At 63.9% G+C, this 23811-nt stretch carries 23 protein-coding genes, 1 tRNA gene and 1 pseudogene; 11 read left to right on the forward strand and 14 right to left on the reverse strand.

All coding sequences use genetic code 11. The annotated features are described in order from the left end of the window. Window positions 1-138, forward strand: a pseudogene (locus tag EN874_RS06415) (IS481 family transposase); the annotation flags it as partial. A gap of 7 nt (window positions 139-145) precedes the next feature. Here EN874_RS06415 and EN874_RS06420 read toward each other — a convergent pair. The 4 genes from EN874_RS06420 to EN874_RS06435 all read right to left on the reverse strand — a co-directional run bounded on the left by EN874_RS06420 (window position 146) and on the right by EN874_RS06435 (window position 2569). Continuing rightward, a complete protein-coding gene (locus EN874_RS06420) occupies window positions 146-571 on the reverse strand; it encodes a DUF1178 family protein (RefSeq protein WP_127426177.1) in 426 nt (141 codons plus the stop codon). Further along, on the reverse strand, window positions 546-1427 hold the full coding sequence (locus tag EN874_RS06425) for a carbon-nitrogen hydrolase family protein (RefSeq protein ID WP_127426152.1): 882 nt from the start codon (window positions 1425-1427) through the stop codon (window positions 546-548). The genes EN874_RS06420 and EN874_RS06425 overlap by 26 nt, the downstream gene beginning before the upstream one ends. 2 nt (window positions 1428-1429) lie before the next feature. Beyond that, the gene (gene grxC / locus EN874_RS06430) at window positions 1430-1699 is read right to left on the reverse strand and encodes a glutaredoxin 3 (protein WP_126087464.1); all 270 of its coding nucleotides are present in this window, start codon (window positions 1697-1699) and stop codon (window positions 1430-1432) included. A 69-nt stretch (window positions 1700-1768) separates the two neighbouring features. Beyond that, window positions 1769-2569, reverse strand: coding sequence for a ComF family protein (locus EN874_RS06435; protein WP_127426176.1), 801 nt, complete (start codon window positions 2567-2569; stop codon window positions 1769-1771). A gap of 63 nt (window positions 2570-2632) precedes the next feature. On the opposite strand from EN874_RS06435, the gene EN874_RS06440 reads away from it, so the two are divergent. After that, window positions 2633-3505, forward strand: coding sequence for a methyltransferase domain-containing protein (locus tag EN874_RS06440; RefSeq protein ID WP_127426151.1), 873 nt, complete (start codon window positions 2633-2635; stop codon window positions 3503-3505). Window positions 3506-3579: 74 nt separating this feature from the next. Here the strand turns inward: EN874_RS06440 and EN874_RS06445 are convergent, their stop codons facing one another. The 5 genes from EN874_RS06445 to argJ form a co-directional block, all read right to left on the reverse strand. Further along, window positions 3580-3762, reverse strand: a complete 183-nt coding sequence (locus EN874_RS06445) for a Flp family type IVb pilin (RefSeq protein ID WP_127426150.1) — start codon at window positions 3760-3762, stop codon at window positions 3580-3582. Between the two features lie 111 nt (window positions 3763-3873). Further along, on the reverse strand, window positions 3874-4191 hold the full coding sequence (locus EN874_RS06450; protein ID WP_127426149.1) for a hypothetical protein: 318 nt from the start codon (window positions 4189-4191) through the stop codon (window positions 3874-3876). Window positions 4192-4303: 112 nt separating this feature from the next. Continuing rightward, window positions 4304-4726: a (deoxy)nucleoside triphosphate pyrophosphohydrolase gene (locus EN874_RS06455; RefSeq protein WP_127426148.1), complete on the reverse strand. Its 423-nt coding sequence runs from the start codon at window positions 4724-4726 to the stop codon at window positions 4304-4306. Continuing rightward, window positions 4723-5502, reverse strand: a complete 780-nt coding sequence (locus EN874_RS06460; RefSeq protein ID WP_189394096.1) for a GNAT family N-acetyltransferase — start codon at window positions 5500-5502, stop codon at window positions 4723-4725. The genes EN874_RS06455 and EN874_RS06460 overlap by 4 nt, the downstream gene beginning before the upstream one ends. Beyond that, a complete protein-coding gene (gene argJ, locus EN874_RS06465; protein ID WP_127426147.1) occupies window positions 5502-6743 on the reverse strand; it encodes a bifunctional glutamate N-acetyltransferase/amino-acid acetyltransferase ArgJ in 1242 nt (413 codons plus the stop codon). Before argJ ends, EN874_RS06460 begins: the two co-directional genes overlap by 1 nt. Window positions 6744-6930: 187 nt before the next feature. On the opposite strand from argJ, the gene EN874_RS06470 reads away from it, so the two are divergent. Beyond that, entirely contained in the window at window positions 6931-7521 is a 591-nt protein-coding gene (locus EN874_RS06470) for a TetR/AcrR family transcriptional regulator (RefSeq protein WP_127426146.1), read from the forward strand. 55 nt (window positions 7522-7576) lie between these two features. Here the strand turns inward: EN874_RS06470 and EN874_RS06475 are convergent, their stop codons facing one another. Next, on the reverse strand, window positions 7577-8494 hold the full coding sequence (locus EN874_RS06475) for a peptidylprolyl isomerase (protein WP_127426145.1): 918 nt from the start codon (window positions 8492-8494) through the stop codon (window positions 7577-7579). Window positions 8495-8757: 263 nt separating this feature from the next. On the opposite strand from EN874_RS06475, the gene secA reads away from it, so the two are divergent. Then, complete coding sequence (gene secA / locus EN874_RS06480) at window positions 8758-11490, forward strand: preprotein translocase subunit SecA (protein ID WP_127426144.1); 2733 nt, start codon at window positions 8758-8760, stop codon at window positions 11488-11490. Between the two features lie 157 nt (window positions 11491-11647). Here secA and EN874_RS06485 read toward each other — a convergent pair whose 3' ends face one another. Beyond that, the gene (locus EN874_RS06485; protein WP_127426143.1) at window positions 11648-14248 is read right to left on the reverse strand and encodes a LuxR family transcriptional regulator; all 2601 of its coding nucleotides are present in this window, start codon (window positions 14246-14248) and stop codon (window positions 11648-11650) included. 245 nt (window positions 14249-14493) lie between these two features. Here EN874_RS06485 and EN874_RS06490 point away from each other — a divergent pair, with 245 nt between their 5' ends. From EN874_RS06490 to EN874_RS06515, 6 genes are all read left to right on the forward strand, one after another. Further along, the gene (locus tag EN874_RS06490) at window positions 14494-14766 is read left to right on the forward strand and encodes a DUF4242 domain-containing protein (RefSeq protein WP_127426142.1); all 273 of its coding nucleotides are present in this window, start codon (window positions 14494-14496) and stop codon (window positions 14764-14766) included. Window positions 14767-14821: 55 nt separating this feature from the next. Then, on the forward strand, window positions 14822-15031 hold the full coding sequence (locus EN874_RS06495; RefSeq protein WP_127426141.1) for a hypothetical protein: 210 nt from the start codon (window positions 14822-14824) through the stop codon (window positions 15029-15031). A 119-nt stretch (window positions 15032-15150) separates the two neighbouring features. Beyond that, window positions 15151-15654 (forward strand): hypothetical protein, encoded by a 504-nt coding sequence (locus EN874_RS06500; protein ID WP_127426140.1) that lies wholly within the window; start codon window positions 15151-15153, stop codon window positions 15652-15654. A 333-nt stretch (window positions 15655-15987) separates the two neighbouring features. Then, window positions 15988-17391, forward strand: a complete 1404-nt coding sequence (locus EN874_RS06505; protein WP_127426139.1) for a lipopolysaccharide biosynthesis protein — start codon at window positions 15988-15990, stop codon at window positions 17389-17391. Continuing rightward, window positions 17391-18671 (forward strand): GNAT family N-acetyltransferase, encoded by a 1281-nt coding sequence (locus EN874_RS06510; protein ID WP_127426138.1) that lies wholly within the window; start codon window positions 17391-17393, stop codon window positions 18669-18671. The genes EN874_RS06505 and EN874_RS06510 overlap by 1 nt, the downstream gene beginning before the upstream one ends. After that, the gene (locus tag EN874_RS06515; RefSeq protein WP_245516025.1) at window positions 18672-19904 is read left to right on the forward strand and encodes a YncE family protein; all 1233 of its coding nucleotides are present in this window, start codon (window positions 18672-18674) and stop codon (window positions 19902-19904) included. A gap of 143 nt (window positions 19905-20047) precedes the next feature. On the opposite strand, the gene EN874_RS06520 is transcribed toward EN874_RS06515, so the two are convergent. From EN874_RS06520 to EN874_RS06530, 3 genes are all read right to left on the reverse strand, one after another. Beyond that, on the reverse strand, window positions 20048-21805 hold the full coding sequence (locus EN874_RS06520; protein WP_127426136.1) for a hypothetical protein: 1758 nt from the start codon (window positions 21803-21805) through the stop codon (window positions 20048-20050). A 577-nt stretch (window positions 21806-22382) separates the two neighbouring features. Next, the gene (locus tag EN874_RS06525) at window positions 22383-23270 is read right to left on the reverse strand and encodes an adenylate/guanylate cyclase domain-containing protein (RefSeq protein WP_168247394.1); all 888 of its coding nucleotides are present in this window, start codon (window positions 23268-23270) and stop codon (window positions 22383-22385) included. Window positions 23271-23461: 191 nt separating this feature from the next. Next, a tRNA-Leu gene (locus tag EN874_RS06530) sits at window positions 23462-23546 on the reverse strand. An 18-nt stretch (window positions 23547-23564) separates the two neighbouring features. Between EN874_RS06530 and EN874_RS06535 the strand changes: the two genes are divergently transcribed. Further along, complete coding sequence (locus tag EN874_RS06535; RefSeq protein WP_127426134.1) at window positions 23565-23807, forward strand: hypothetical protein; 243 nt, start codon at window positions 23565-23567, stop codon at window positions 23805-23807. The last annotated feature ends 4 nt before the right edge of the window (window positions 23808-23811 follow it).

The raw sequence follows: 23811 nt of genomic DNA on the forward strand, positions 1-23811 counted from the left end.
GACGCTTACAACTTCGGGCGCCGGCTTAAGACACTGACGGGGCTAACCCCCTACGAATACATCTGCAAATGCTGGACAAAGGACCCTGAACGCTTCAGGCTCGATCCAATCCATCAAATGCCGGGACTAAACAGCTAGGCTCCGCTCAGTTCCGGTCCTCCGGAAAGCTCGGGATCGGCATGAATTCGACGCCGTCATCGGCGAGGCTTTTTGCCTCTTCCGTCGTCGCCTCGCCATAGATTCCGCGCGGGTCGGTCTCGCCGAAATGGATCTTGCGCGCTTCCTCGGCGAACTTGTCGCCGACATAGTCGGCGTTCTCGCGCACCTTGTCGGCCAGCGCCTTGAGCTGCGCCAACGCCTGCTTCTGCGCCTCGCCCATGGCCAGCGCCACCTTTTCCTGGGTGCGCGAGGTCGAGACGGCGGGCGCCATCAGCGCCTTGTCGACCTTGTGCGAGCCGCAGGCCGGGCAGTCGACGAAACCCCGCTTCTTCTGCGTGTCGAAGTCGTCATTGCTGCGAAACCAGGCTTCGAACTCGTGCTCGTGCTCACAGACAAGCGAAAAGCGAATCAGAGGCTGCACCCCTTAGGCGCGGCGTCTCGCCGGCATTGACGGTGAAATCGCGCGCGTTTTTGAGATTGGGGATCTTGCGGCGCGCGGCGGCAGACTGCGCCGGATCGATCTCGGCGACGATCACGCCCGGCACGTCATGCGCGGCCTCGGCGATGATGCGTCCCCACGGGTCGACGATCAGCGAGTGGCCATAGGTCTCGCGGCCGTCCTCATGCAGGCCGCCTTGCGCGGCAGCGATTACATAGGCGCCGTTCTCGATCGCGCGCGCCCGAAGCAGCACATGCCAGTGCGCCTCGCCGGTCTGGCGGGTGAAGGCGGCGGGCACCGAAAGCACCTCCGCCCCTGCCAGCGCCTCGGCGCGGAACAACTGAGGGAAGCGCAGGTCGTAGCAGACGGCAAAGCCCAGCCTCGCGCCATGGATGTCGGCGACGAGGGCCTCCGTCCCTGGCTCGTAAGAGGCGGATTCGCGCCAGCTCTCGCCATTGTCGAGATCGACGTCGAACATATGGATCTTGTCGTAGCTGGCTATCGAGGCGCCGTCCGGCGCGAACAGGAACGCGCGGTTGGCGAGCTTGCCGTCGGCGCGACGGATGGCCGTCGAGCCGACATGGAGATAAATGCCAAGCTCCTTCGCCAGCTTGCTGGCTGTCGAAACGACGATGTCCTTGTCCTCGCTGGTGAATGCGGCGGCGCCTGCCTGCTTGTCGCGGACGAGCGCGCCGGTCATTTCCGGCGTCTGGACATAAGTGGCGCCCCGGTCTGCCGCCTCGCGCACCAGCCTTTCCATGTCGGCCGCGTTGCGTTCCGGGCTGGTCCCCGAACGCATCTGCACCGCCGCGGCCTTGAAGACGCCCATGATCAAACCCTCGCTCCGTTGGCAAGCAGCGCGTCCAGCCGGCCCTGCGACTCCAGTTCGTGGAGGTCATCGCAGCCGCCGACATGGGTGTCGCCGATGAATATCTGCGGAAAGGTGGTTCGCCCATGCGCCCGGGAAATCATTTCCTGGCGCAATTCCGGCGAGAACGACGCGTCATGTTCGGTGTAGGCCACGCCCTTGCGCTCGAGCAGCCGTTTGGCGGCCGTGCAATAGCCGCACATCATCCGGGTGTAGATCGTCACATCGACCATCAATCAGTCATCCTGCAATGCCGCCGCTGCCAAAGGTTGCGGAACGCCGACACGCACCAAAATACAACCTTATATAGTCGCGGACTCATCGGCCCGAAAGTCCCCCGGCAGGACGCGGGCGAAGGTCAGCACGTCGACCGCTCCGGCGCCGCCCTTCTTCAGCGCCTTGGCCACCGCGCGCACGGTGGCGCCAGTGGTGAAGACATCGTCTATGACGAGCACCCGGCGCCCGGCGATCTCGATCTCGGCTTCGGGCGGGACGCGGAAAGCGGCGCGCACATTGTCCTCGCGCTCGTGCCGTTCCAGCCCGACCTGCTGGCGGGTGAGTTTTACGCGCCGGACCGCGGTCGGTGAGAAGGGCAGGCCGCTGAGTGTGGACACCGCCCGCGCCAGCTCGGCCGACTGGTTGAACTGTCTGCGCAAGAACCGCCGCCAGTGCAGCGGCACCGGCACCACAATATCGGCTTCGGCGATCAGTTCCGCGCCGGCGCGCATCATCCAGCGCGCCATCCACGGCGCGAGATCGGTGCGATCCTGGTATTTCAGCCCCTGCACCATCTGGCGCGCGACGCCTGAATAGACCACCGCCGCACGCGCCCGTTCGAAAGGCGGCGGATCGGCGATCGCTTCGGCAGAGAGAAAACCCTCGCCCATGTCATGGGTGAAAGGCGTGCCCATCACCGGGCACCAGGGCTTCTCCAGCAGCCGAAGCTTCGGCCAGCAGACGCCGCACAGCACGCCGGGTCGAGAGACGTGGCGGCGGCAGCCGGCGCAGACCGGCGGAAACAGCACGCGCGCCGGCCAGCCCAACGCCTGCCGCGCCATGTCCTTGATCGCAACGGTCTTGATCTTGTGCACCGGATCGGCCACGTGAAGCGAAACTCGCGCCACCATAGCATCGGTCCGGCGTGCGCGGACAATAGGAATAGCCCATTGCAGCCCTTGATCGACACGGAGCTCTGGCTTGCGCACAAGCGCCGGGCGCTCAAGCGCCCTGTCGACGGCGCCGATTTCCTGATGCGGCGGGCGGCAGAGGACCTTGCCGACAGGCTGGGCGCGGTCGAGCGCAAATTCGGCAAGGCGGCGGCGCTGTTTTGCCAGACGGCGGCTGCGGCCCAGGTGCTCGCCGGCAGCGGCAAGGTGATCGACACCGTTCGCGTAGAGATCGATGACGCCTTCCTTGCCGGCGAAGCCGGCATCGTCGCCCCGGCGGAAACCGTGCCGTTCGAAGCCGAAAGCCTCGATCTCGTCGTCTCGCTGCTGTCGCTGCAGGCGATGAACGACATCCCGGGCGTGCTGGCGCAAATCCGTCGCGCGCTGAAGCCCGACGGGCTGTTCCTCGGCGCTCTCGCCGGCGCCGGCACGCTTGCGGAGCTGCGCGAAAGCCTGCTTGCCGCCGAGACCGAGCTCTACGGTGGCGCGAGCCCCCGCGTGCTTCCGTTCACCGATGTGCGCGACGCCGGCGCGCTGCTGCAGCGTGCCGGCCTGGCGCTGCCGGTCGCCGACGTCGAGACGGTCACGGTGCGTTACGATTCGCTGTTCGGCCTTGCCGCCGATCTGCGCGCCATGGGCGAGACCAGCCCGCTTTTCGACCGCAGCCGGCGTCCGGCGACCCGGCGGCTGTTCGCCCGCGCCGCCGAAATCTATGCCGAACGGTTTTCCGATCCGGACGGCCGCATCCGGGCGAGCTTTTCGATCGTGTGGCTGTCCGGCTGGGCGCCCGACGCCTCGCAGCAGAAACCGCTCAAACCCGGCTCGGCCAAGGTCTCGCTGAAGACGATCCTGGAGAAGCCGACGGGACACTAGAGCGGAAAGGCGTTAGCGGTTTTCCTTTCGGAATTGTGCAATACAAATAGTCCGACGCCGGACCTCCAACGCCGTCAGTGCTTGGCAAAGGCGTTGGCAAGTTTGCTGTTGTTGTCGGAGAACAGCCACTGGATCGCATCGGCGGCCTTGCCGACGCCGCCGACGATTGCGAGCGACAGCACGGCAGCGATCAGGCCATATTCGATGGCCGTGGCGCCCGTTTCATCTTTTAGGAATTGCTGAAGCAGGTTTTTCATGGTCGTCGATCCCTCTTGTCGGGAACCATAAGGCCTACCCGTTAAGAAAGGTTAACGGCAAAAGCTTAACGGGGGGTGAAATAGCCGTTTCTGTCTGAATTTATTAACCAATTAGCAGTCGCCGTGGCGGCTGCCGTCGTTACGGATCACGCAGATGGAACCGGGCAGCGGCTGCAGCACGCTTCGGCGCAGCGTGTAGGTGTCTCGGTGGCCGATCGAGCCGGTGCTGGCCATGTCGAGACCTCCGATCAGACCGTTTCGCGCCCCCTGCGGCCGCGTCTGGTTGTCCAGGAAAGGCGTCGCGATCAGCGCCAGCGCCACCGCGGCCGACCCGAAAAGCAAGGCGATCCGCAAAATACCCATGCCGGCATCGGCGGCGCGGAAGGTGCGGTCGGTCCGGATCGAGTCCCACTCTCTCTCGAGGCTCATGGATTGGCTCCAAACAAATCGGCATGCCGCCGCGCGGACGGCTTTGCCTCAATCTTCCATGTCGAGATAAATCTTCCATTAACGCTGCCTAAAACAGGCGGCAGGTTGATGGTCACAAGAGATCGATGAGGAACTGGATCAGCGGTGCGTCCGCCGGCGGCATCGGATAGTCGCGCATCTGGCGCGGCCTGACCCATTTCAGCCCCTGCCCTTCCTTCGGCTGCGCGATGCCGCGGAACTTCCGGCAGACATAGAGCGGCATCAGCAGGTGGAAATCGTCATAGCTGTGGCTGGCGAAGGTGAGCGGCGCGAGGCAAGGGATCTCGGTCTCGATGCCGAGTTCCTCATGCAGCTCGCGCACCAGGCATTCCTCGGGTGTCTCGCCGGGCTCGACCTTGCCGCCCGGAAACTCCCACAGGCCGGCGAGCTGCTTGCCTTCGGGGCGCTGCGCCAGAAGCACGCGCCGGTCGGCGTCGACCAGCGCGCAGGCCGCGACGAGGAGCAGGCGCCTTCCGGCTGGCTTGATCCCGCTCATGCGCCGGCCGGCCGGCGATAATGGTAGCGGTAGACCTCCTCGAAGCCGAGCGACCGGTAGAGCGACAGCGCCGCAACATTGCCGGCCTCGACCTGCAGCCAGGCTTCGCGCGCGCCGCGCAGCCGCGCCCATTTCAGCGCCGACAGGATGAGGTTGCGGCCATGGCCCTTGTTGCGCGCCGATTTTTCGGTGGCGATCTCGAACAGTCCGGCGAGGTCGCCGTCATGGACGCAGATCAGCGTCGCCAGCGGCTCGTTGCCGTCTTCTAGCGCAAACAGCCCGGCTTCCGGCTGGATGGCGCCGATGATCTCCGACAGGCCGGGCCGCAATGCGACGTCCGAGCCGTTCGTCTTGATCGCAGCGCCGATGAACCGGCTGATGTCCTTCAGCGGGATCTGGTCCATGGCCGCGTCGAGCTGCGCCTCCTTGAGCGGCAGCCGCATCACCAGCGACTCGTCGAACCGGTTCCAGCCCGCCTCGTCGAGATGCTTCGACAGCACCTGCCCCGAAAGCGGCGACATGCGAAAGGTCAGCGGCCTGCCATAGGCCTCGAAGCGGCGGCTGGCGCGCACGATGCGCTCGGCAATGTGCTGGGTGTCGCCCGGATCGAGCGGATTGACCGAGTTCAGGCGCTTCGCCGGATGGCCGGCCGTCAGCCGCACCACCCATGTCCCGTCGTAGTGGACGGCCGCCGCCGGCCAGGCGCGAAAACCCGCCGCCTCGTAGCGGCGCACGATCGCGAGCACGCTTGCCGGATGCCTCGACACCGGCGCCATCAGCTCCGGTAATCGCCGTTGATGGCGACATATTCCTTGGTGAGGTCGCAAGTCCACACCGTCGCCTTGCCGCGGCCGATGCCGATGTCGGCGCGGATGCGGATGTCGTCGCGCTTCATATAGGCCGAGGTCGCTTCTTCCGAGTAGGCCGGATCGCGCTCGCCCTCATGCGCCAGGCGGTTGTCGCCGAACCAGATCGACAGCCGGTCGCGGTCTGCCGGCTCGCCCGCCTTGCCGACGGCCATGACGACGCGGCCCCAGTTGGCGTCCTCGCCGGCGACCGCCGTCTTGACCAGCGGCGAATTGGCGATCGAAAGCGCGATGCGCTTGGCCGAGCGGGCGGACTTGGCGCCGGTGACGGTGACCTCGACCTGCTTGCGCGCGCCCTCGCCGTCGCGCACCACCTGCAGCGCCAGCGACTTCAGCACCTTGCCCAGCGCACGGCGGAAGGCGCCGAGCCGCGCATCCTTCGGATCGCCGATCACCGGAGCGCCGCGCGCGGCGGCCTTGCCGGTGGCGAAGATGAGCAGCGTGTCGCTGGTCGAGGTGTCGCTGTCGACGGTGATCGCATTGAAGGTCTTGGCCGTGCCGCGCGACAGCAGATCCTGAAGCACGGGTGCCGCGATCGGCGCGTCGGTGGCGATGAAGGAGAGCATTGTCGCCATATCGGGCGCGATCATCCCGGCGCCCTTGGCGATGCCGTTGATGGTCACGTCGGTGTCGCCGAGCTTCACCATCTGCGTTGCCACCTTCGGATAGGTATCCGTGGTCATGATGGCCTTCGCCGCCTCGGTCCACAGGTCCGGCTTGCCGTCCTTCACCAGGCCGGCAAGCAGATGGCTGAATTTGTTGGTGTCGAGCGGCTCGCCAATGACGCCGGTCGAGGCCAGGAACACATCGCTTTCGGAGCATCCGGCGGCCTTCGCCGCCGCCTCGCCGGTCAAAGCCGTCGAAGCGCGACCCTTCTTGCCGGTGAAGGCATTGGCATTGCCGGAATTGACCACCAGCACCCGCGCCTTGCCGGCGGCAAGGTTCTGGCGGCAGTAATCGACCGGCGCCGAAGGGCATTTGGACTTGGTGAACACACCGGCGACGGCCGTGCCCGGATCGAAGACCATGGCGAGCAGGTCGGTACGATTCCGGTACTTGATCCCGGCCTCGGCGGTGGCGATGCGCACGCCCTCGATGATCGGCATCTTGGGATATTTCTTCGGCGCGAGCGGCGAAATGGTTGCGGACATGGGCACCCCGGAGCGGCAGGAACGCGAAAGGAAGGCCGGTTTGCCCGATAGAACGCGCTGGCGCAAGAGGCGTTCTGGCCGCGCCTCGCGGGCGTCGCGGAGACGCTGCAACTTAAAACGGTCCGTTTCGTTTCAGCCTCGGACCCAATATGATCGGCAAAGAGATTCATCGGCTAAGGACGCGGATATGGGCGAAGTCGCCGCCCCGAGGCGCAAATCGATCGGCGCGAAGCGAAACCCGGAAAGCGCCGACGCCATTATCGAGGCCGCGGAAGCGGTGCTGGCGGAGGCCGGCTATTCCGGCTTTTCGATAGAGGCCGTCGCGCGGCGGGCGCGGGCCGGGAAGCCGACCATCTATCGCTGGTGGCCGAGCAAGGCGGCGTTGCTGATCGAGGTCTATCAGCGGCAAAAGCGCGTCGCGGTGCCCAATACCGGCAGGCTCGAGGATGATCTTGTCGGCTTCCTCGTGAATCTGTTCGCGCATTGGCGCGACACTTCGTCCGGCAATGTCTTCCGCTCGCTGGTCGCCGAAGCGCAATCCGACGAGGCCGCCGCGGTGGCGCTTGCCGACTATGCGAGAGGGCGGCGAGCCCACACCAGCAGCATAGTCGAGCGGGCCAAGGCCCGCGGCGAGGTGTCGGTGGATGTCGATGCCGAGATCGTGGCCGACCTGATCGCCTCCTACGCCTGGCGACATCTTTTGACCAACCGCCTCGATGAAGACGAAGCGACGATCCGGGCCGCGGTGCGCTATGTGGTGCGCGGCATAGCCGCATAATACGCGAAAGGGCGCCCGCAGGCGCCCTTTGCAATGGGTTCTGGCCTCTGCCGGATTACTTGCCGCTCTCCATCGTGTCGACCGCCGCCTTCAGCTTCGCGTCCGGAATCTCGACCTTGGCGGCTGCACGCAATTCCTTGACCATGGCGAAATACTTGTCGCGGATCACCGCCTGCTTGGCCTGGTCCTTGACGTCGTCGAAGGCCGGCGGCTGCTTGGCGCGCTTGTCCTCGACCTTGATGACATGCCAGCCGAACTGCGACTGCACCGGCTCCTTCGAGTATTTGCCGACATCGAGCGCGAACGCCGCCTTGTCGAATTCCGGCACCATCTGCCCGGGGCCGAACCAGCCGAGGTCGCCGCCGCTCGACTTGCCGCTCGGGTCGCTGGTGTGCTCGTTGGCGAGCTTCTGGAAATCGGCGCCGCCGTCGAGCTGCTTGATGATCGCCTCGGCCTCTTCCTTCGTCTTCACGAGGATGTGACGGGCGTGGATCTCGTTGACCGGCGGCGTGTTGGCGATTTCCTGGTCGTAGCGGGCACGGACATCTGCATCCGTCACCTTGTCGACGACCTCCTTCTCGACGACCTCGCCATGCAGCGCGCGCTTCTGCAGGAACGCCATGCGGCGCTGGAAATCGGCATTCTTGTCTAGACCGCTGTCGACCGCCTTCTTGGCCATGACGCGGATTTCGATGGCCGCCGAAAGGGCGGCGGCGCGGCGCTGTTCCGGCGGCAGCTGCGCGAACTGCTGCGACAGCTCGCCTTCGGCGAGCGCGAGGTCGGCCTCGGTCAGCTTCTCGCCGTTGATGGTGGCGACCACGGCGTTCGGGTCGACCGGAGCGGCGGCGGGCGCCGCGGCATCCGGCTGGGCGGGCTTGGTTTCCTGCGCCATCAGCGGCGACAGCGAAAGAGCCGAGAGCCCGAAGGCCAGGCCAAGGCTGGCGAGCGACGCGCGGCGGAACGACAGGGACATCAAGATAAACTCCAATGGGATTGCCAATAAGGATCGCTTGAGCGGAAAGGTTCCAGATCAGTCGGATTGTGGCGGAAATTGGCGCTGCCCATAGGGTCAACGCGGCGTTGACATCGATTGAGCCCCCTCTTATCTGTCCAACGACTTGGCGTCCAGAACCGTTTTCCGGGCGCTTTTTGCGTTTGTCCGCATTCACGCGGATTTGATGGGCCCGCCAGGCGCCCGTCGCAAACGGCTAAAATTGCTATCGAAAGGGCCATTGGATGGTCAGTCTCGGCGGTCTCGCCCGTAAGGTTTTCGGCTCCTCCAACGATCGCCGAGTCAAGGCGACCCGGCCCCGGGTCGAGGCGATCAACGCCCTGGAAAACGAGATGCAGGCGCTCTCCGACGCCGAGCTTGCCGGCCGCACGGAGAAATTCCGCCAGGATCTCGCCAACGGCGCCTCGCTCGACGACCTGCTGATACCGGCCTTCGCCACCGTGCGCGAGGCAGCCCGCCGCGTTCTGGGCATGCGCCCCTTTGACGTTCAATTGATCGGCGGCATGGTGCTGCACAATGGCGGCATCGCCGAAATGCGTACCGGCGAAGGCAAGACGCTGGTCGCCACCTTGCCGGTCTATCTCAACGCGCTGGCCGGCAAGGGCGTTCATGTCGTCACCGTCAACGACTATCTGGCCAAGCGTGACGCCGAATGGATGGGCCGCATCTACAAGTTCCTCGGCCTGACTGTCGGCATCATCGTGCACGGCCTTTCCGACGAGGAGCGCCGCGACGCCTACGCCTGCGACGTCACCTACGCCACCAACAACGAGCTCGGCTTCGACTATCTGCGCGACAACATGAAATACGAGCGCTCGCAGATGGTGCAGCGCGGCCATGCCTACGCCATCGTCGACGAGGTCGATTCCATCCTGGTCGACGAAGCGCGCACGCCGCTGATCATTTCCGGTCCGCTCGAGGACCGCTCGGAAATGTACAACACCATCGACGCCTTCATGCTGAAGCTCGGCCCGGCCGACTACGAGGTCGACGAGAAGCAGAAGACCACGATCTTCACAGAGGACGGCACCGAGAAGCTGGAAAACATGCTGCGCGATGCCGGCCTGTTGAAGGGCGAGTCGCTCTACGACGTCGAGAACGTCGCCATCGTCCACCACGTCAACAACGCGCTGAAGGCGCACCTCCTGTTCCAGAAGGACAGGGACTACATCGTGCGCAACGGCGAGATCGTCATTATCGACGAGTTCACCGGCCGCATGATGCCCGGCCGCCGCTATTCGGAAGGCCTGCACCAGGCGCTCGAAGCCAAGGAGCATGTGCAGATCCAGCCGGAGAACCAGACGCTGGCCTCCGTCACCTTCCAGAACTATTTCCGCCTCTACAAGAAGCTCGCCGGCATGACCGGCACGGCGCTGACCGAGGCCGAGGAATTCGCCAACATCTACAATCTCGAGGTCACCGAGATCCCGACCAACCTGCCGGTCGTGCGCAAGGACGAGGACGACGAGGTCTATCGGACGGTGGACGAGAAGTACAAGGCGATCGTCAAGGAGATCAAGGAAGCGCGCGACAAGGGCCAGCCGATCCTGGTCGGCACCACCTCGATCGAGAAATCCGAGCAGCTGGCCGAACGCCTGCGCAAGGACGGTTTCAAGAACTTCGAGGTGCTGAACGCCCGCCACCACGAGCGCGAGGCGGCCATCGTCGCCCAGGCCGGCAAGCCCGGCGCCATCACCATCGCCACCAACATGGCCGGCCGCGGCACCGACATCCAGCTTGGCGGCAATGCCGACATGCGCATCGCCGAGGAGCTGGCCGACATGCCGGCCGGGCCGGAACGCGACGCGCGCGAGAAGCAGATCCGCGACGACGTCGCGCTGCTGAAGGAGAAGGCGCTGGCCGCAGGCGGCCTCTACGTCTTGGCCACCGAGCGCCATGAATCGCGCCGCATCGACAACCAGCTCCGTGGCCGCTCCGGCCGCCAGGGCGATCCGGGCCGCTCGAAATTCTTCCTGTCGCTGCAGGACGATCTGATGCGCATCTTCGGCTCCGAGCGCATGGACGGCATGCTGCAGAAGCTCGGTCTCAAGGAAGACGAGGCGATCATCCACCCGTGGATCAACAAGGCGCTGGAAAAGGCGCAGAAGAAGGTCGAGGCACGCAACTTCGACATCCGCAAGAACCTCTTGAAATATGACGACGTCTCGAACGATCAGCGCAAGGCGGTATTCCAGCGGCGCATCGAGCTGATGGACGGCGAAGGTCTGGCCGAAACCGTCGCCGAGATGCGCGAGGGCGTCATCGAGGAGATCGTCGCCAAGAACATCCCCGAAAATGCCTATGCCGAGCAGTGGAACGTCACCGGCCTGAAGGAGGAAGTGGCGCAGTACCTGAACCTGGACCTGCCCGTCGAGGAGTGGGTCAAGGAAGAGGGCATTGCCGAGGACGACCTCCGCGAACGCATCACGGCGGCTGCCGATGCGGCCGCAAAGGAACGCGCCGACCGCTTCGGCCCCGACGTGATGAGCTATGTCGAGCGCTCGGTGGTGCTGCAGACGCTTGACCACCTGTGGCGCGAGCACATCGTCAACCTCGACCACCTGCGCTCGGTCGTCGGCTTCCGCGGCTATGCCCAGCGCGATCCGCTGCAGGAATACAAGGGCGAAGCCTTCGAGCTGTTCCAGGCCATGCTCGGCAATCTGGAACAGGCCGTCACCGCGCAGCTTATGCGCGTCGAGCTGGTTCGCCAGGCGGCTGAAGCGCCGCCGCCGGCGGCGCCCGACATGTTCGGCAGCCACATCGACGGCACCACCGGCGAGGACGACTTCCAGGGCGGCGAGACGGCGTTGCTGGTCCGCCAGGAATCCAATGCCATCGTCGCGCCGGAGAATCGCGATCCGAAGAACCCGGCGACCTGGGGCAAGATCGGCCGCAACGAGGCCTGCCCCTGCGGCTCCGGCAAGAAATACAAGCACTGCCACGGCGCATTCGCTTAATCTCTTTCCTTCTCCCCGTTAACGGGGAGAAGGTGCCCGAAGGGCGGATGAGGGGCATCGCCGGCGTTGGCGGTTTACTTCAGGCCTAGAGCAATTCCAGGAAAGCGGAGCGGGCCGGCGATCTATGAATCACTGAAACGCTCTAGGGAACAAGCCTCTACAACAACCCCGACGCCCGCGCCGCCGCGGTTGCCTCGCCGCGCGAGACGGCTTCGAGTTTCTCCAGCACCGCCGAGACATGATGATCGACGGTCTTCGGCGAGATGGTCAGCTGCGCGGCGATCTTCTTGTTGGAGAAGCCGCGCTCGATCAGCTGGAGGACCTCCATCTGGCGGTGGGTGAGGCCGGCAAGGTTGGCGCGCGTTGCCTGCCTTGGTCCCCTCGCCACATGGCTGACACCGCTCTGCCGCATCATGCCCCGCACATGCTGCGCCACCGGCCTTGCGCCAAGTTCCTCGAAAATGTCGAGCGCCTCGCGCTGCGCCACCTCGTCGCCTTGTAGCAGGGCGAGCGCGCGCTCGAAGGGGGCGCCCATCCGGTTCCAGAAAGCCGCGGCGCCCTGCCAGTCGCCGGCAAGCGAAAGCCGATGCGGCTCGGCCATGCCGTCGATCACGCCGGGATCGCTGTCCGGCGACAGAAATAGGCGCCAGGTGACCAGCTCGCCGACCACGGCGCGCGCCGGCGACAGGTTTTCGGCAAGATCGATAAGGCGCAGCGCCTCGTCCCGGTCGCCTTGCCCTAGCCAGGCAAGCTCCGCCATCACCGCCGCGTAAGGCGCCAGCCGCTGTAGCTCCATGCCCTTGTCGAGGAACCGCTTCATCTCGTCCAGCACCGGCTCGGCCGATGGATCGCCGCGCCGGATGCGCAGCCTCGCCAGCGCCACCAGCGAGGGATAACGAACAAGCGCGGTCGTTGCCTCGTCGTCGATGACGTCATGCGCCACCGCCGCCGCCTCGTTCCACAGACCGCGCCGCAGCAGCAATTGCGCCTGCACGCCGCGCATATAGTCGCGCCAGGTCGCGAGATCGTTCTCGACGCAATAGGCGATGCCGCGGTTGAGCAAGGCTTCCGCTTCGACGAGGTTGAGCCTGTTCATCTCGACGCAGGCGCAATTGGTAAAGGCGCGCGCCGCATGCTCCTGGAAGTTCCCCGTAAGGGCGATTCCAAGGCTGCGCGCGAGGTCGCGCCGTCCCTTAGCGAAATCCAGCCATTGCCCGGCGGCGCCGACATTGTTGAGCGCGTGGCAGAGGATGTCCGGGCGGTTCAGCCGCTCCGCCAGCTCGACGGCCTTGGCTCCAAGCGAAAGCGTCTCCTCGAGCCGCTCCGCCAGCATCGCCAGTTGCGACAGGTTCGAATAGGCCATGGCAAGCTCGGCGCTGTCGGGTGCCGTCTCCAGAAGCTCGACGGCCTGCGCGCCGAACCGGTCCGCCGCCGCGCGGTCGCCGACGAGATAGGCGAAGCGCGACAGGCATCTGAGGCTGTCGCCTTCCTTCAACCTGTCGCCAAGCGCCTGCCACAGCCGGCGCGCCTCTCCCTGCGCCCCCATGGCCGCGTCGATGCGGCCGATCAAATGGCATTCGAAGGCATGGCCTTCGTGCAGCGCCGCCTGGCTTTCCATCGGCAGGCCGTCGCAATACCGCAAGGCGACCTCGTAATGGCCGGCGGCATCGCGATGCGCGCCGACCAGCGAAGCCTCGCGGGCGGCAAGCGGCGCCAGCGCGCGCACGGCCTCGAGGTTCTGCGCCTCGACAGCATGGTGCACCAGCCTTGCCGTGGCCACGTCCGGGTTCTTCTGCAGCGCTGCGAGCGCCCGCTGGTTGTACTCGCGCCGTTTGTTCGGCGTCAGCGCCATCTCGATGGCGCGGCGGGCTATCTCATGCCGGAAGGCGTAGCCGTCGCCGAAATCCTCGAGCATGCCCTGGCTGACGCATTCGGCGAGCTGACCGGCGGCGGCGATTCCGCACAGGCCCTGCAGCGCCCAGCCGTCGGCGCGGCGCGGAAACACCGACACCGCGTCGAGCATCGAGCGGGCGCCGGGCGACAGCCGCTCCGCCCGCGCCAGCACCGCGTCGCGAATGCTGGCCGGCAGCGCGGTGTCGCTTTCGGCGGCAAGCAGTTCCGTGACGAAGAAGGCATTGCCTGCGGAGGCCCGGTATATGGCGCCGCCGTCGCGGCCGGCCAGTTCGGCCAGCGACAGCACCGCGGCCTCGCTGAGCAGCGGCACCTCAATACGTTGGACATTGCCGGCCGGGATTTCGCCAAGCGCGCGGCGCACGCGCATCTGTCCCTGGCTGCGGTCCGTGCGCGCCGTGACCAGCAGCAGAATGTGGGAGTTTGCAATGCGCCGCCCGAGGAAGCGGACAAAATCGAGCGTCGCGTCATCCGCCCAATGCAGGTCCTCGATGACCAGCAGACACCGGCCTTTCGCCTCGAAGACGTCGAGCGCATCGGAAAACAACGGCAGCCTTTGCCCCTGCCGATCATCGATCGCGCGCGGCAGTTCCCATTGCGCCTCGCGGGCGAGGTCGTAGAGCGGCCCCAGCGGGTCGGGGATCGACAGGTCCTCGCAGGCGCTGCGCAGCAAGCTCACCCCTTGCCCCACATGATCCATGCCCACATGATCCACGAAAGCCTCGACCAGCGCCGTCTTGCCGGCGCCGGCCTCGCCCGCCAGCGCCGCGACGCGGCCACGACCTTTTGCCGCGTCCGCCAACAGGGCCTCCAGTTGCCGCAGCTGCGTCTGCCGTTCCAGCAGCATTGTCATCTCTCTCGCGAAGTACGAATTTCACCGTGGCGGGCGTGCCGCCTCGATAGTCCGGATGAGCGCGCCACAATGTGACCTTCCACACATTGCGGTGCTTCTCTCCACAAATAACGTCGCCAATATAGGGAATCGTCCCGCCCCAATATGGGGAAAGACTCCGATGCGCGGATTTTGCGAGCGTGGTTTTAGTCCGGCTGCGCTCGGACCGAGCGCGATTCAATCACCAAAGGAAAGCAATCATGCCTCGCTATCTGGTTGAACGTACATTTCCCGACGGGCTCAACGTGCCGATGAACGATGCCGGCGCGACCGCCATGGGCGGCGTCATCGCCCGCAACGCCGAAAAGGGCGTGACCTGGGTGCAGTCCTTCGTCTCGCCCGACAAGTCGAAGAGCTTCTGCGTCTACGACGCGCCCTCGCCCGAGGCGATCCGCAGCACGGCGCAGAAGAATTCGCTTCCCGTCGACAAGATCACGGAGGTGCGGGTCCTCGACCCCTACTTTTATCGCTGATCCGCGACGCAGCGATGCGCTCCAGATCGTCCCCGCCGGAGGCGGACCTGATGTCATGCCGAACAGCGAGAGTGTATCCGCCCCGGCGGATATCCTCACGCCACGGCGCGGCTTCATCCGGCGGGCCGTGTCGGCGCTGCTTTCGCCTCTGCGGAACCGGCGCCGCCGGTTGCCGCCGCGGGATGACTATCTGAGACGCGACATCGGCTTCGAGCAGCGCGAGATGCCACGCGAATATTGGGAGTATTGGTGGCATCACCGCTGATCTTAGACCGGCGGACCTGAGCGGTCCCGCCAGCAATTACAGGCGCCGCAGGCATTCCAGGGCCGCCCATCGACCTGGCCGGCTCTGCCTTGCGCGCCTCAACCGAATTGGAGAGGAAAATGAAAATCCACAACTGGTCCCGGTGCCTCATCGCGGCATCGGTCCTGGCCGTCCTGGCAACCGGTGCCGCCGAGGCCGAGACCGTCAACCCGCTCGCCGAAAAAGTGCGGGCGGCCGACAGCCGCTTCGAGGACGTCGCGGCCGCGAAAGCCGAAGGCTATGCGCCGATCCCCTGCGCCAGCGGCCTCACCGGCGGCGCCATGGGCATCCACTACGTCAACGCCGCCTATCTGAAGGACGACGCCGTCGACGTCGCCAAGCCCGAGGCGGTGATGTACGAGCCGATGGCCGACGGCACGCTGAAGCTGATCGCCGTCGAGTATATCACCTCGAAGGGTCCGGCCTCGCTCGAAGGCCATCTGTTCAATTTCAACACGGCGCCCAACCGCTACGGCCTCGGCCCGTTCTACGAGCTGCATGTCTGGGCCTGGAAGCCGAACCCCACCGGCGCCTTCGCCGACATGAACCCGAACGTGTCGTGCGATGCGATGAAGGGGATGTAAGAGACACCCTTTCCTTCTCCCCATTTCACGGGGAGAAGGTGGCCCGAAAGGGTCGGATGAGGGGGCAACGCCAGCGCCCGATGTCTACGATCCATGCAACTTCCGCAGGATTTGCCGTAGCGCGATCCTTCGAAAGCCTGCACTGCCGCTCATCCTCCTGCCGGCGTTCGCCGTTCGAAAAGCCAAGCAATTGGCTTTTCGTCTGCTGCGCGGACCACGCCCACCTCACCGTATATTGACGGGGAGAAGGAAGCGCTCCACCCAACCGTTTCTTAAGGTGTTTCGGATAGACCGGAATGCCGAAAAAGAGGCGGAAAACGGAGAGTATTCGGGGTGCGCTTTTCCGCGGCGACGACTGCCGGGCGGTTCCTGCCGCAGCGCTGGGCGCTGCGCATGCGGCCGCTGCTTGGCCGCATCGATGCCGCGCTGTTCACCGCCGACGAGCGCGGCGAAGCCGGCCGCATGTCGCTGATCGCCTTTTCCATCCGCATCGTCAGCGCCGTCATCGCGTTCATCAGCCAGGTGCTGATGGCGCGCTGGATGGGCTCGTTCGAATACGGCATCTTCGTGCTCGTCTGGGTGACGATGGTGATCGTCGGCAACCTCGCCTGCCTCGGCTTCCACACCTCGGTCATCCGCTTCATTCCCGAATATCGCGAGCGCGGCATGCTTGCCGAACTGCGCGGCATCGTGATGGCGAGCCGCCTGTTCGTGCTGGTCGCCTCGACGCTGATCGCAGGGCTGGGCGCGCTCGGCGTGTGGCTCGCCTCGCCCTGGATCGAGAGCTACTACGTCGTTCCCTTCATCCTCGGCGTCATCTGCCTGCCGATGATCGCGATGGGCGATCTGCTGCAGGGGCTGGCGCGCGCCAATTCATGGGCCCTGTTTGCGCTGTCGCCGACCTATCTCGTCCGGCCGGTGCTGATTCTGGTGTTCATGGCGGCAATGCTCGCCATGCGCTACGTGCCCGATGCCACGATCGCGATCTTCGCCTCGATCGCCGCCACTTATGTCACGACGCTCGGCCAGCTGATGGGCGTCACCTCGCGCATGGAGAAAAAAATCCCGGCCGGACCAATGACCGTGCATTTCGGCCAGTGGTTCCTCGTCTCGCTGCCGATCTTCCTGGTCGAGAGTTTCTTCTTCCTGCTCACCAATGCCGACGTGCTGATGGTCGGCGCCTATCTCGACCCCAATGACGTCGCCGTCTATTTCGCGACGGTGAAGACGCTGGCGCTGGTGCATTTCGTCTATTTCGCCGTCAAGGCGGGCGTTGCCCAGCGCTATGCGCAGTTCACCCATGGCGAGCCCGAAAGGCTCGCCGCCTTCGCCCGCGAGACCGTCTCCTGGACGTTCTGGCCCTCGCTGGCGATGGCGCTGCTGGTGCTGGCGCTGGGCGAGCCGATGCTGGTGCTGTTCGGCCCCGAATTCACCGCCGGCTATCCGCTGCTTTTCCTGCTGGTCCTAGGCGTCGTCGCGCGCGGCGCCGTCGGCCCCTGCGAAAGCCTGCTGACCATGAGCGGCAACCAGAACATCTGCGCCGCCGTCTACGCCATGACGCTTGCCCTGAACATCGGTCTCAACGTCATCCTGATTCCGCACTTCGGCCTCTGGGGCGCGGCGATCGCCACCAGCCTCGCCATGGTCTTCGAGGCCGGCGCGCTGTCCTTCACCGTCTGGCGCAAGCTCGGCATCGTCATGGCGATTTTCGTGCCTGCAAATAGGGAAGTCGCCTGATGGCCGCGGTTCCGTTGCTTGAAGAGACCAGCGGCGGTCCGGCCGGCGCCATGGTGTCGGGCCTTGCCGGCCTCGTCAGGGAGGCCGATCCCGCCCATATCGAGCTCTTCGCCAACAACCGGCCGGAGCGCAAGCTCGCGATCTATCCGGCTTCGGCCGGCTTCGACCTCGTCGAGGAGCTCGACTATCTCAGCGCCCGCACGATCGAGCCCAACGTCTTCTTCAACCCGCGCTTCGTGGCGCCCGCCATGCCGAGGCTCGAGGACCGCGAAGTGCGGCTGGCCGTGATCCGTGACGGCGACGAGTACCGCAACCGGCTGCGGCTTCTGGTGCCGTTCTCGGTCGAGCGCCCGGCGATCCCGCTCGGCGTCCCGGTCATGCGCACCTGGGCGAGCCCTTTCGGGCCGCTCGGCACGCCGCTGGTCGACCGCGACGATCCGGTCGGCGTCATCGAGGATTTCTTCTCGATGCTGGGGAGGCCGCATCTCAAATTGCCGAAGGTGTTCGTGCTGCCCGACATGAAGCTCGACGGCCCGGTGGCGAGCCTGCTCACCTCCTTTGCCGACAGCCGCGGCCTGACATTGGTCGTCACCGGCAAGGCCGAGCGCCCGGTGCTGGAAAGCGATGCCGACGGCGACGACTACCTCAAGACATCGCTGCGCGCGCATCACCATCGCGAATTCCGGCGCCTGAAGCGGCGCCTCGCCGACCTCGGCAAGCTCGAGCATCTCGTGGCGCGCGGACAGGACGAGATCCGCCATGCCATCGAAAGCTTCCTGACGCTGGAAGCCGCCGGCTGGAAGGGCCGCGAGCGCACGGCGATGGCGATCGACCGCTACCGCGCCGCCTTCGCCCGCGAGGCCGTGCACAGGCTGGCCGAGCACGACATGTGCCGCATCCACTCGCTGAAGCTCGACGGCCGCACCATCGCCTGCCTGGTGGTCTTCGTCGAGGCGGGTGTCGCCTACACCTGGAAGACGGCCTATGACGAGACGCTCTCCGCCTATTCGCCGGGCACGCTGCTGATGATCGAGGTGACGAAGCAGCATCTCGACGACCCCAACATCGTCATGACCGATTCCTGCGCAGTGCCCGACCATCCGGTGATGAGCCGGCTGTGGATGGAGCGCAAGCCGATGGGCACGCTGGTGGTCGGCCTGACGCCCGACGCCGACCGGCTGGCCCGCCAGGCGGCCTCGCAGTTGCACCTCTACCGCGAGACCCGCAACATGGCGCGCCTCCTGCGCAACCGCATGCGGAGCCTCTTGAAAAGGCGCTAGATGAAAGGCGGCATACCGGCTATGGCATCCGGCGGCCGGATCCGGCCGGCCCTCACCACAAAGCATTTCCCGATGATCGAAACCTTCCTGCGCTTCGCCCGCCTCTGTGCGCCGCTTGTCCTGCTCGCCACGCTTCCGGCCCGGGCCCTGGCCGATACTTGCCCCGAGGATTGCTCCGAGCCCGCGCCGCCGCCCGTCAACGTCTACAGCCACACCACCACCGGCAATATGAGCCAGGCGACGTCAGCCGCGTTACCGCGCGTCTATGTGCCCAACCGCTCCTCGAACAGCGTCTCGGTGATCGACCCGGCGACGCTCAAGGAGGTCGACAGGTTTCCGGTCGGCAGCAAGCCTCAGCACGTCGTTCCGTCCTGGGACCTGAAGACGCTCTGGGTGGCCAACAACGGCACCGGCAGGAACGGCAGCCTGACGCCGATCGACCCGACGACCGCCAAACCCGGCAAGCAGGTGCCGGTGGACGACCCCTACAACATGTATTTCATGCCCGACGGCAGTGCCGGCATCATCGTCGACGAGGCGCTGAGGCAGCTCGATCTGCGCGACCCGCAGACCATGGCCCTGAAATCGATCATCCCGACGCCGACCTGCCCTGGCATCAACCACGCCGATTTCTCGGCCGACAATTCCTACGCGATCTTCACCTGCGAATATGGCGACGGCGGCCTGGCCAAGATCGACCTCAAGAACCAGAAGGTGCTTGGCCATCTCGATCTGTCGAAAATGGGCATGCCGCAGGACATAAGGCTCTCGCCCGACGGCAAGGTGTTTTACGTCGCTGACATGATGAATGACGGCGTCTTCCTCATCGACGGCGACAGTTTCAAGGAGATCGGCTTCATTGCGACCGGAATAGGCGCGCACGGCTTCGTCGTCAGCCGCGACGGCAAGCGGCTCTACGTCTCGAACCGCGGCTCGCACAAGATGGAGCAGGGCCGCGCCGACGGGCCTGGCAGCGTGACGGTGATCGACTTCGCCACCCGCTCGGTCGTCGCCCAATGGCCGATCCCGGACGGCGGCAGCCCGGACATGGGCAATGTCAGCGCCGACGGCAGGCAGCTATGGCTCTCCGGCCGCTTCGACAGCGAAGTCTATATGATCGACACGACCTCGGGCGCCGTGACCAAGATCCGCGTCGGCGTCGAGCCGCACGGGCTGACGGTATGGCCGCAGCCGGGGCGGTATTCGCAGGGGCACACGGGGAATATGCGGTAGGGGTGCGTCGGTTGGCCTGCCACCCGAAGCTCGCAGAGCGAAGGATGGTGCCCCTAGCCGGCGTTGGACGGGCAAGCGGTTGCCTTGGTGTGACTGACAACGCGCTTTTACTCTCCAGCGACCTAGGCGGCAGGAGAAAGCGGTCAATCGTCGCCGCTATAAGACTTGATCACCTCATTCCCGTTTATTACGAAGCTGATGCCTCGCTTACTCCAAGTCACCAACGCCTTGTTTGTTTGTTTCACGCGGATCGTACTCAAATCGATATCCAAAGTGTGATGACCGGCATGCTCGTGCCAAACTTCTACCCGTGCACGCTTGTTGAAATCTTGCCAAATGTTGACCTGTCGACGGCCGTCCCGGGAGCAATACTGAACGATGTGAACGCCCTCATGATCCGATAACTCTGTTTCAGGCGCAAACTCTGTCAGGAGGCTCCCTTCTGGACCCATTTCAAACGCTCTTTTGGTATCATTCTCGTCAGTAACCGTCATACTAGGATGCGAACCTAGCAACCGAAAATCCTTCGGGAGCACATATTCAGCATTATAGTTTGGAATGACAGAATGAAAAGTGAGGATTGGATCGCTTCCCGCTTTCCTGTGCTTATCTTTGTCTTGAAAGCGACCTGTTATCACAATAGCACAGACATGAGCCCGCTTAGAGCTCTCATCCTCGACTGCGTTCTTTACCTCATCCAGAACCGACTGAAAGTGGCGCGGATCTCGATAAGGGATCTGCAGATGAATGACGCCCGGAACGTCACGCGGGAGCTGCCTACTGGCGTCCTTAATGAGGCCAACTATTCTTTCTGACTGTTTTGTATCGGCGAACGTAAACGTATCTATTTTCCAAAGCTTCCGAGCAAAGCTTTTTTTGACCCCTCCAATTTCGGCTTCGTAATACTCTCCGCCATGCATCATCGACTCTGCGCCATCGAGTGCCCGTACTTCAAAGGGCAGCTCCATATGCTCGTCAGCTTCCAAAATCTTTGCAACTCGTACGGAAAATTCATCCGTGTCTGCGCGTGTCAATAGCGGATAATTCTTAATCACGTCAGAAGCCGCCACTATAATGGCGTCGCTGTCGCGCGGCTTGAGCCTGCTATCGGCGCGTACTAAAACTGAAAGACTCACAGGTGATCTTTTCAATTTTTTTGCGATAGCCGCCTGGATATCCAACCAAACTTGCTGCTCAACTCGAACATCATCGAGCATGCTTTTGCACTCAAGGTAAACGAGAGCGTCGTCACTTGACTTGAAAACTAGGTCAGGCCGCTTTTCGCCTTTGATATTGCTCTCTGGAACGAAAGTGATGTCCTGCTGCAACTCAAATGAGTACGTAATACACACAAATAGTTCAAAAAGTGTAGAAAAAAACTGAGTTTTATCGATAAGCTTATTGAGTATATCTCCATAATATTCGCTCGACCTCAGGCGATAGAGAGCAAATCGGAGGCCGAGCAGAAATGTGGCCTCCTCCGAAACTTGCATTGAGCCGGATTCGAGCGACTTGGCCGCGCTGTCCAACAATTCGTACCAAGCGGGTACAAACGGATGGACAGAGTTCATTGCCCGAAAGCGAGCTTCTAAATCTTCCGCGCCGGCGAACCTGTCGTGGCCCCGCATCAACCTAGGGAAGATGGATTCAGTCAATAATTCGCGTAGAGAATTCGCTCTTTCCTCAATGTTCTTGAACGTGACTCTGTTCGGAGGAATCTCGTCTTCGTCCATTCGACTTAACCCGTTCGGCCACAACACAATCGCAGCGTATCGGGCGGTGTCGCTCCGCCGCGAAGATGCAACCAGCGACTGCAAATCGGCGTCGGAGGCGTTGATCTTTGTAGCACGTAGAGTGGCGATGGCGGCAGCAATCGACACCGGACCGGAATTTTCAGCCATCAGCTTTCGAGAAAGTGGAGCAATCAGTCATCCGATTTCCTCGGTGTGTATTTGTCTGCGTTCGCGACGAGCGGTGTCGACGGCTTCGAGCTCGGCCACCGCTTCGTCTGATCTTCGGCTGGACGACTCAGCGGCAGACGACGCTCTACACCCAAAAAGCCCAGCGCGGGCGCATGGCAGCTAGGTCGCGCACCTGCTCGTCCCGAAACTAAAAACTGACAGAATTGTCCCACCGCACAACGTGGTTGCCGAAAGCGGGACAAAGAGAGCCAAAAAAGTGGGCAAAATCAACGCATGAAAAAGGCATTGGTGCCCTAGCCGGGGCACGCCGCCCAACGGTCGGCGCTGGCGAAGTCCAACGAGCTCAGGCGCAAGACGGCGGCAAAGCCCGCGAGGAAGGCGGTCAGGCAGCCGGGCCGCGGGGCTTGATCGTCAACCATTCTGCTGGACGAGACGCCAGGAAAAAGGTTCAGCACGAACATTGACCGCGTCAGCGAACCAGCGCTGCGCGCATGCAGAATTGCCGAAGAGATCGTCGCGCCGCTTGCAGTCGATCGCGGCTAACGAGCCGGCAGGGTCAGCCTGAGACAATTTCGTAGTGGAGGATCTGGGCGTCGCCGAGGGACGATCTCCGTCCCGGCGAGATTACGCCGGAGCCGAAGAGGAGAATGTCTTCGCGGCGCACGAATACTTCATGGTCGGATCCCATCGACACAAATGTGCCCGACGAGCTTCGCTCGATAAGCCGGGCCTTGCCATTCGAAATGGTGAACGCCGCGTGGTGCCTTGAGACCCAGGGCCGCTGGACGACGATATTGCATTCCGGGGATCGACCGATCGTCACCAATTCGTTGTTTCGACAGGATCGCAACTGATCTCCATAGCGGATGACCAGATTGATCTGCGGCGGCGGAGCGACGTGCCTGTCGATGATGGTACCCCGGCTGGTGATCTGCGTACGGGCCTCATCGTCGCTCCACAGAGTATAGACATCGAAGAGTTCTTGCTTCCCCTTCAAGGCCATTTTGTCGAGGAGCCGCAAGCCACTGCGGCTCCCCGCGGGAAGCGCTTCGCAGAAACTCTGGCTGATCAGCACCTCCCCGGGATTGGCCGTGGTAGACAACCTTGCGGTGACATTGACAGCGTCACCGAATACCTCGCCCCGCGTGCGAATGACCGCCCCGAAATGCAGTCCGATACGGGCGCTCAACGGCCCTTCCGTCAGTTGCCGGCTGATTTGGCAGACGGCCCTTAGCGCCGCCTCCGGGTTCTTGAATAGGCTGAGTACATCATCGCCTTTCGAGTGGATGAAATCACCGCCGTACCGGGCGACGATCTCGCGCATCGCGCCCAGGCAATCCGAGACCTGCTGCAGAGCGGCATCGTCGCCGAGGCGCTCATAGAGGGGCGTGCTGCCCACGACATCAGCTAAGAGGACTGCGGCTAGAAGTCTTTCCTGATCCATCGATCTCGTACCCGCCCCGAGAACACAGCGTATATAACACACCAGAGTTGCCTTTGACTTGTCTTGCGTGTCTGGGCCGGGCGGTGCGTCTCGACTTTGAAGACAAAATTGTCCCATCAAAAAATTCGATGACGAGGTGCGGGACAAAAATCGGAAAAAAGTCAGGTAGCCCAACACCTACATAAAGGCGTTGGTGCCCCTAGCCGGGATCGAACCAGCACTCCTTGCGGAACTCGATTTTGAGTCGAGCGCGTCTACCAATTCCGCCATAGGGGCTCAGGCCGGGCGGCCTGGATGGGCGCGGACTATACGAGTGGACGGGTTTTCGTCAACTGGGCTGTTGCCGATTTGGCAGCGCTGGCCGCGCCTTTCGGTTTCGTGACCGCGCCGCCATTGTGCGGCGCGGAAAATCTTTCTAGACAGGCGGGCATGTCGAGGCGCCCAGAGCGAAAAGCGCTGGATGCGGCGCTTTGGGTCCTTGTCTCGCGCATCCCAGTGACCGAAAACCACTGCGCTATCCGGGGCGGCATGCATTAGGAGA

Source organism: Mesorhizobium sp. M1D.F.Ca.ET.231.01.1.1, from assembly GCF_003999155.2.
GTDB lineage: Bacteria > Pseudomonadota > Alphaproteobacteria > Rhizobiales > Rhizobiaceae > Mesorhizobium.

Excerpts from the sequence above, each read along its gene's own strand:
- EN874_RS06445 (WP_127426150.1), bottom strand. The coding sequence starts at position 3,762 with ATGAAAAACCTGCTTCAGCAATTCCTAAAAGATGAAACGGGCGCCACG.
- EN874_RS06510 (WP_127426138.1), top strand. The coding sequence starts at position 17,391 with ATGGCCGCGGTTCCGTTGCTTGAAGAGACCAGCGGCGGTCCGGCCGGC.
- EN874_RS06470 (WP_127426146.1), top strand. The coding sequence starts at position 6,931 with ATGGGCGAAGTCGCCGCCCCGAGGCGCAAATCGATCGGCGCGAAGCGA.
- grxC (WP_126087464.1), bottom strand. The coding sequence starts at position 1,699 with ATGGTCGATGTGACGATCTACACCCGGATGATGTGCGGCTATTGCACG.
- EN874_RS06535 (WP_127426134.1), top strand. The coding sequence starts at position 23,565 with ATGGGCGCGGACTATACGAGTGGACGGGTTTTCGTCAACTGGGCTGTT.
- EN874_RS06515 (WP_245516025.1), top strand. The coding sequence starts at position 18,672 with ATGAAAGGCGGCATACCGGCTATGGCATCCGGCGGCCGGATCCGGCCG.
- EN874_RS06500 (WP_127426140.1), top strand. The coding sequence starts at position 15,151 with ATGAAAATCCACAACTGGTCCCGGTGCCTCATCGCGGCATCGGTCCTG.
- EN874_RS06520 (WP_127426136.1), bottom strand. The coding sequence starts at position 21,805 with ATGGCTGAAAATTCCGGTCCGGTGTCGATTGCTGCCGCCATCGCCACT.
- EN874_RS06460 (WP_189394096.1), bottom strand. The coding sequence starts at position 5,502 with ATGGCGCCGGTGTCGAGGCATCCGGCAAGCGTGCTCGCGATCGTGCGC.
- EN874_RS06475 (WP_127426145.1), bottom strand. The coding sequence starts at position 8,494 with ATGTCCCTGTCGTTCCGCCGCGCGTCGCTCGCCAGCCTTGGCCTGGCC.
- EN874_RS06425 (WP_127426152.1), bottom strand. The coding sequence starts at position 1,427 with ATGGGCGTCTTCAAGGCCGCGGCGGTGCAGATGCGTTCGGGGACCAGC.
- EN874_RS06485 (WP_127426143.1), bottom strand. The coding sequence starts at position 14,248 with ATGCTGCTGGAACGGCAGACGCAGCTGCGGCAACTGGAGGCCCTGTTG.
- EN874_RS06525 (WP_168247394.1), bottom strand. The coding sequence starts at position 23,270 with ATGGATCAGGAAAGACTTCTAGCCGCAGTCCTCTTAGCTGATGTCGTG.
- EN874_RS06455 (WP_127426148.1), bottom strand. The coding sequence starts at position 4,726 with ATGAGCGGGATCAAGCCAGCCGGAAGGCGCCTGCTCCTCGTCGCGGCC.
- EN874_RS06450 (WP_127426149.1), bottom strand. The coding sequence starts at position 4,191 with ATGAGCCTCGAGAGAGAGTGGGACTCGATCCGGACCGACCGCACCTTC.
- EN874_RS06490 (WP_127426142.1), top strand. The coding sequence starts at position 14,494 with ATGCCTCGCTATCTGGTTGAACGTACATTTCCCGACGGGCTCAACGTG.
- secA (WP_127426144.1), top strand. The coding sequence starts at position 8,758 with ATGGTCAGTCTCGGCGGTCTCGCCCGTAAGGTTTTCGGCTCCTCCAAC.
- argJ (WP_127426147.1), bottom strand. The coding sequence starts at position 6,743 with ATGTCCGCAACCATTTCGCCGCTCGCGCCGAAGAAATATCCCAAGATG.
- EN874_RS06495 (WP_127426141.1), top strand. The coding sequence starts at position 14,822 with ATGCCGAACAGCGAGAGTGTATCCGCCCCGGCGGATATCCTCACGCCA.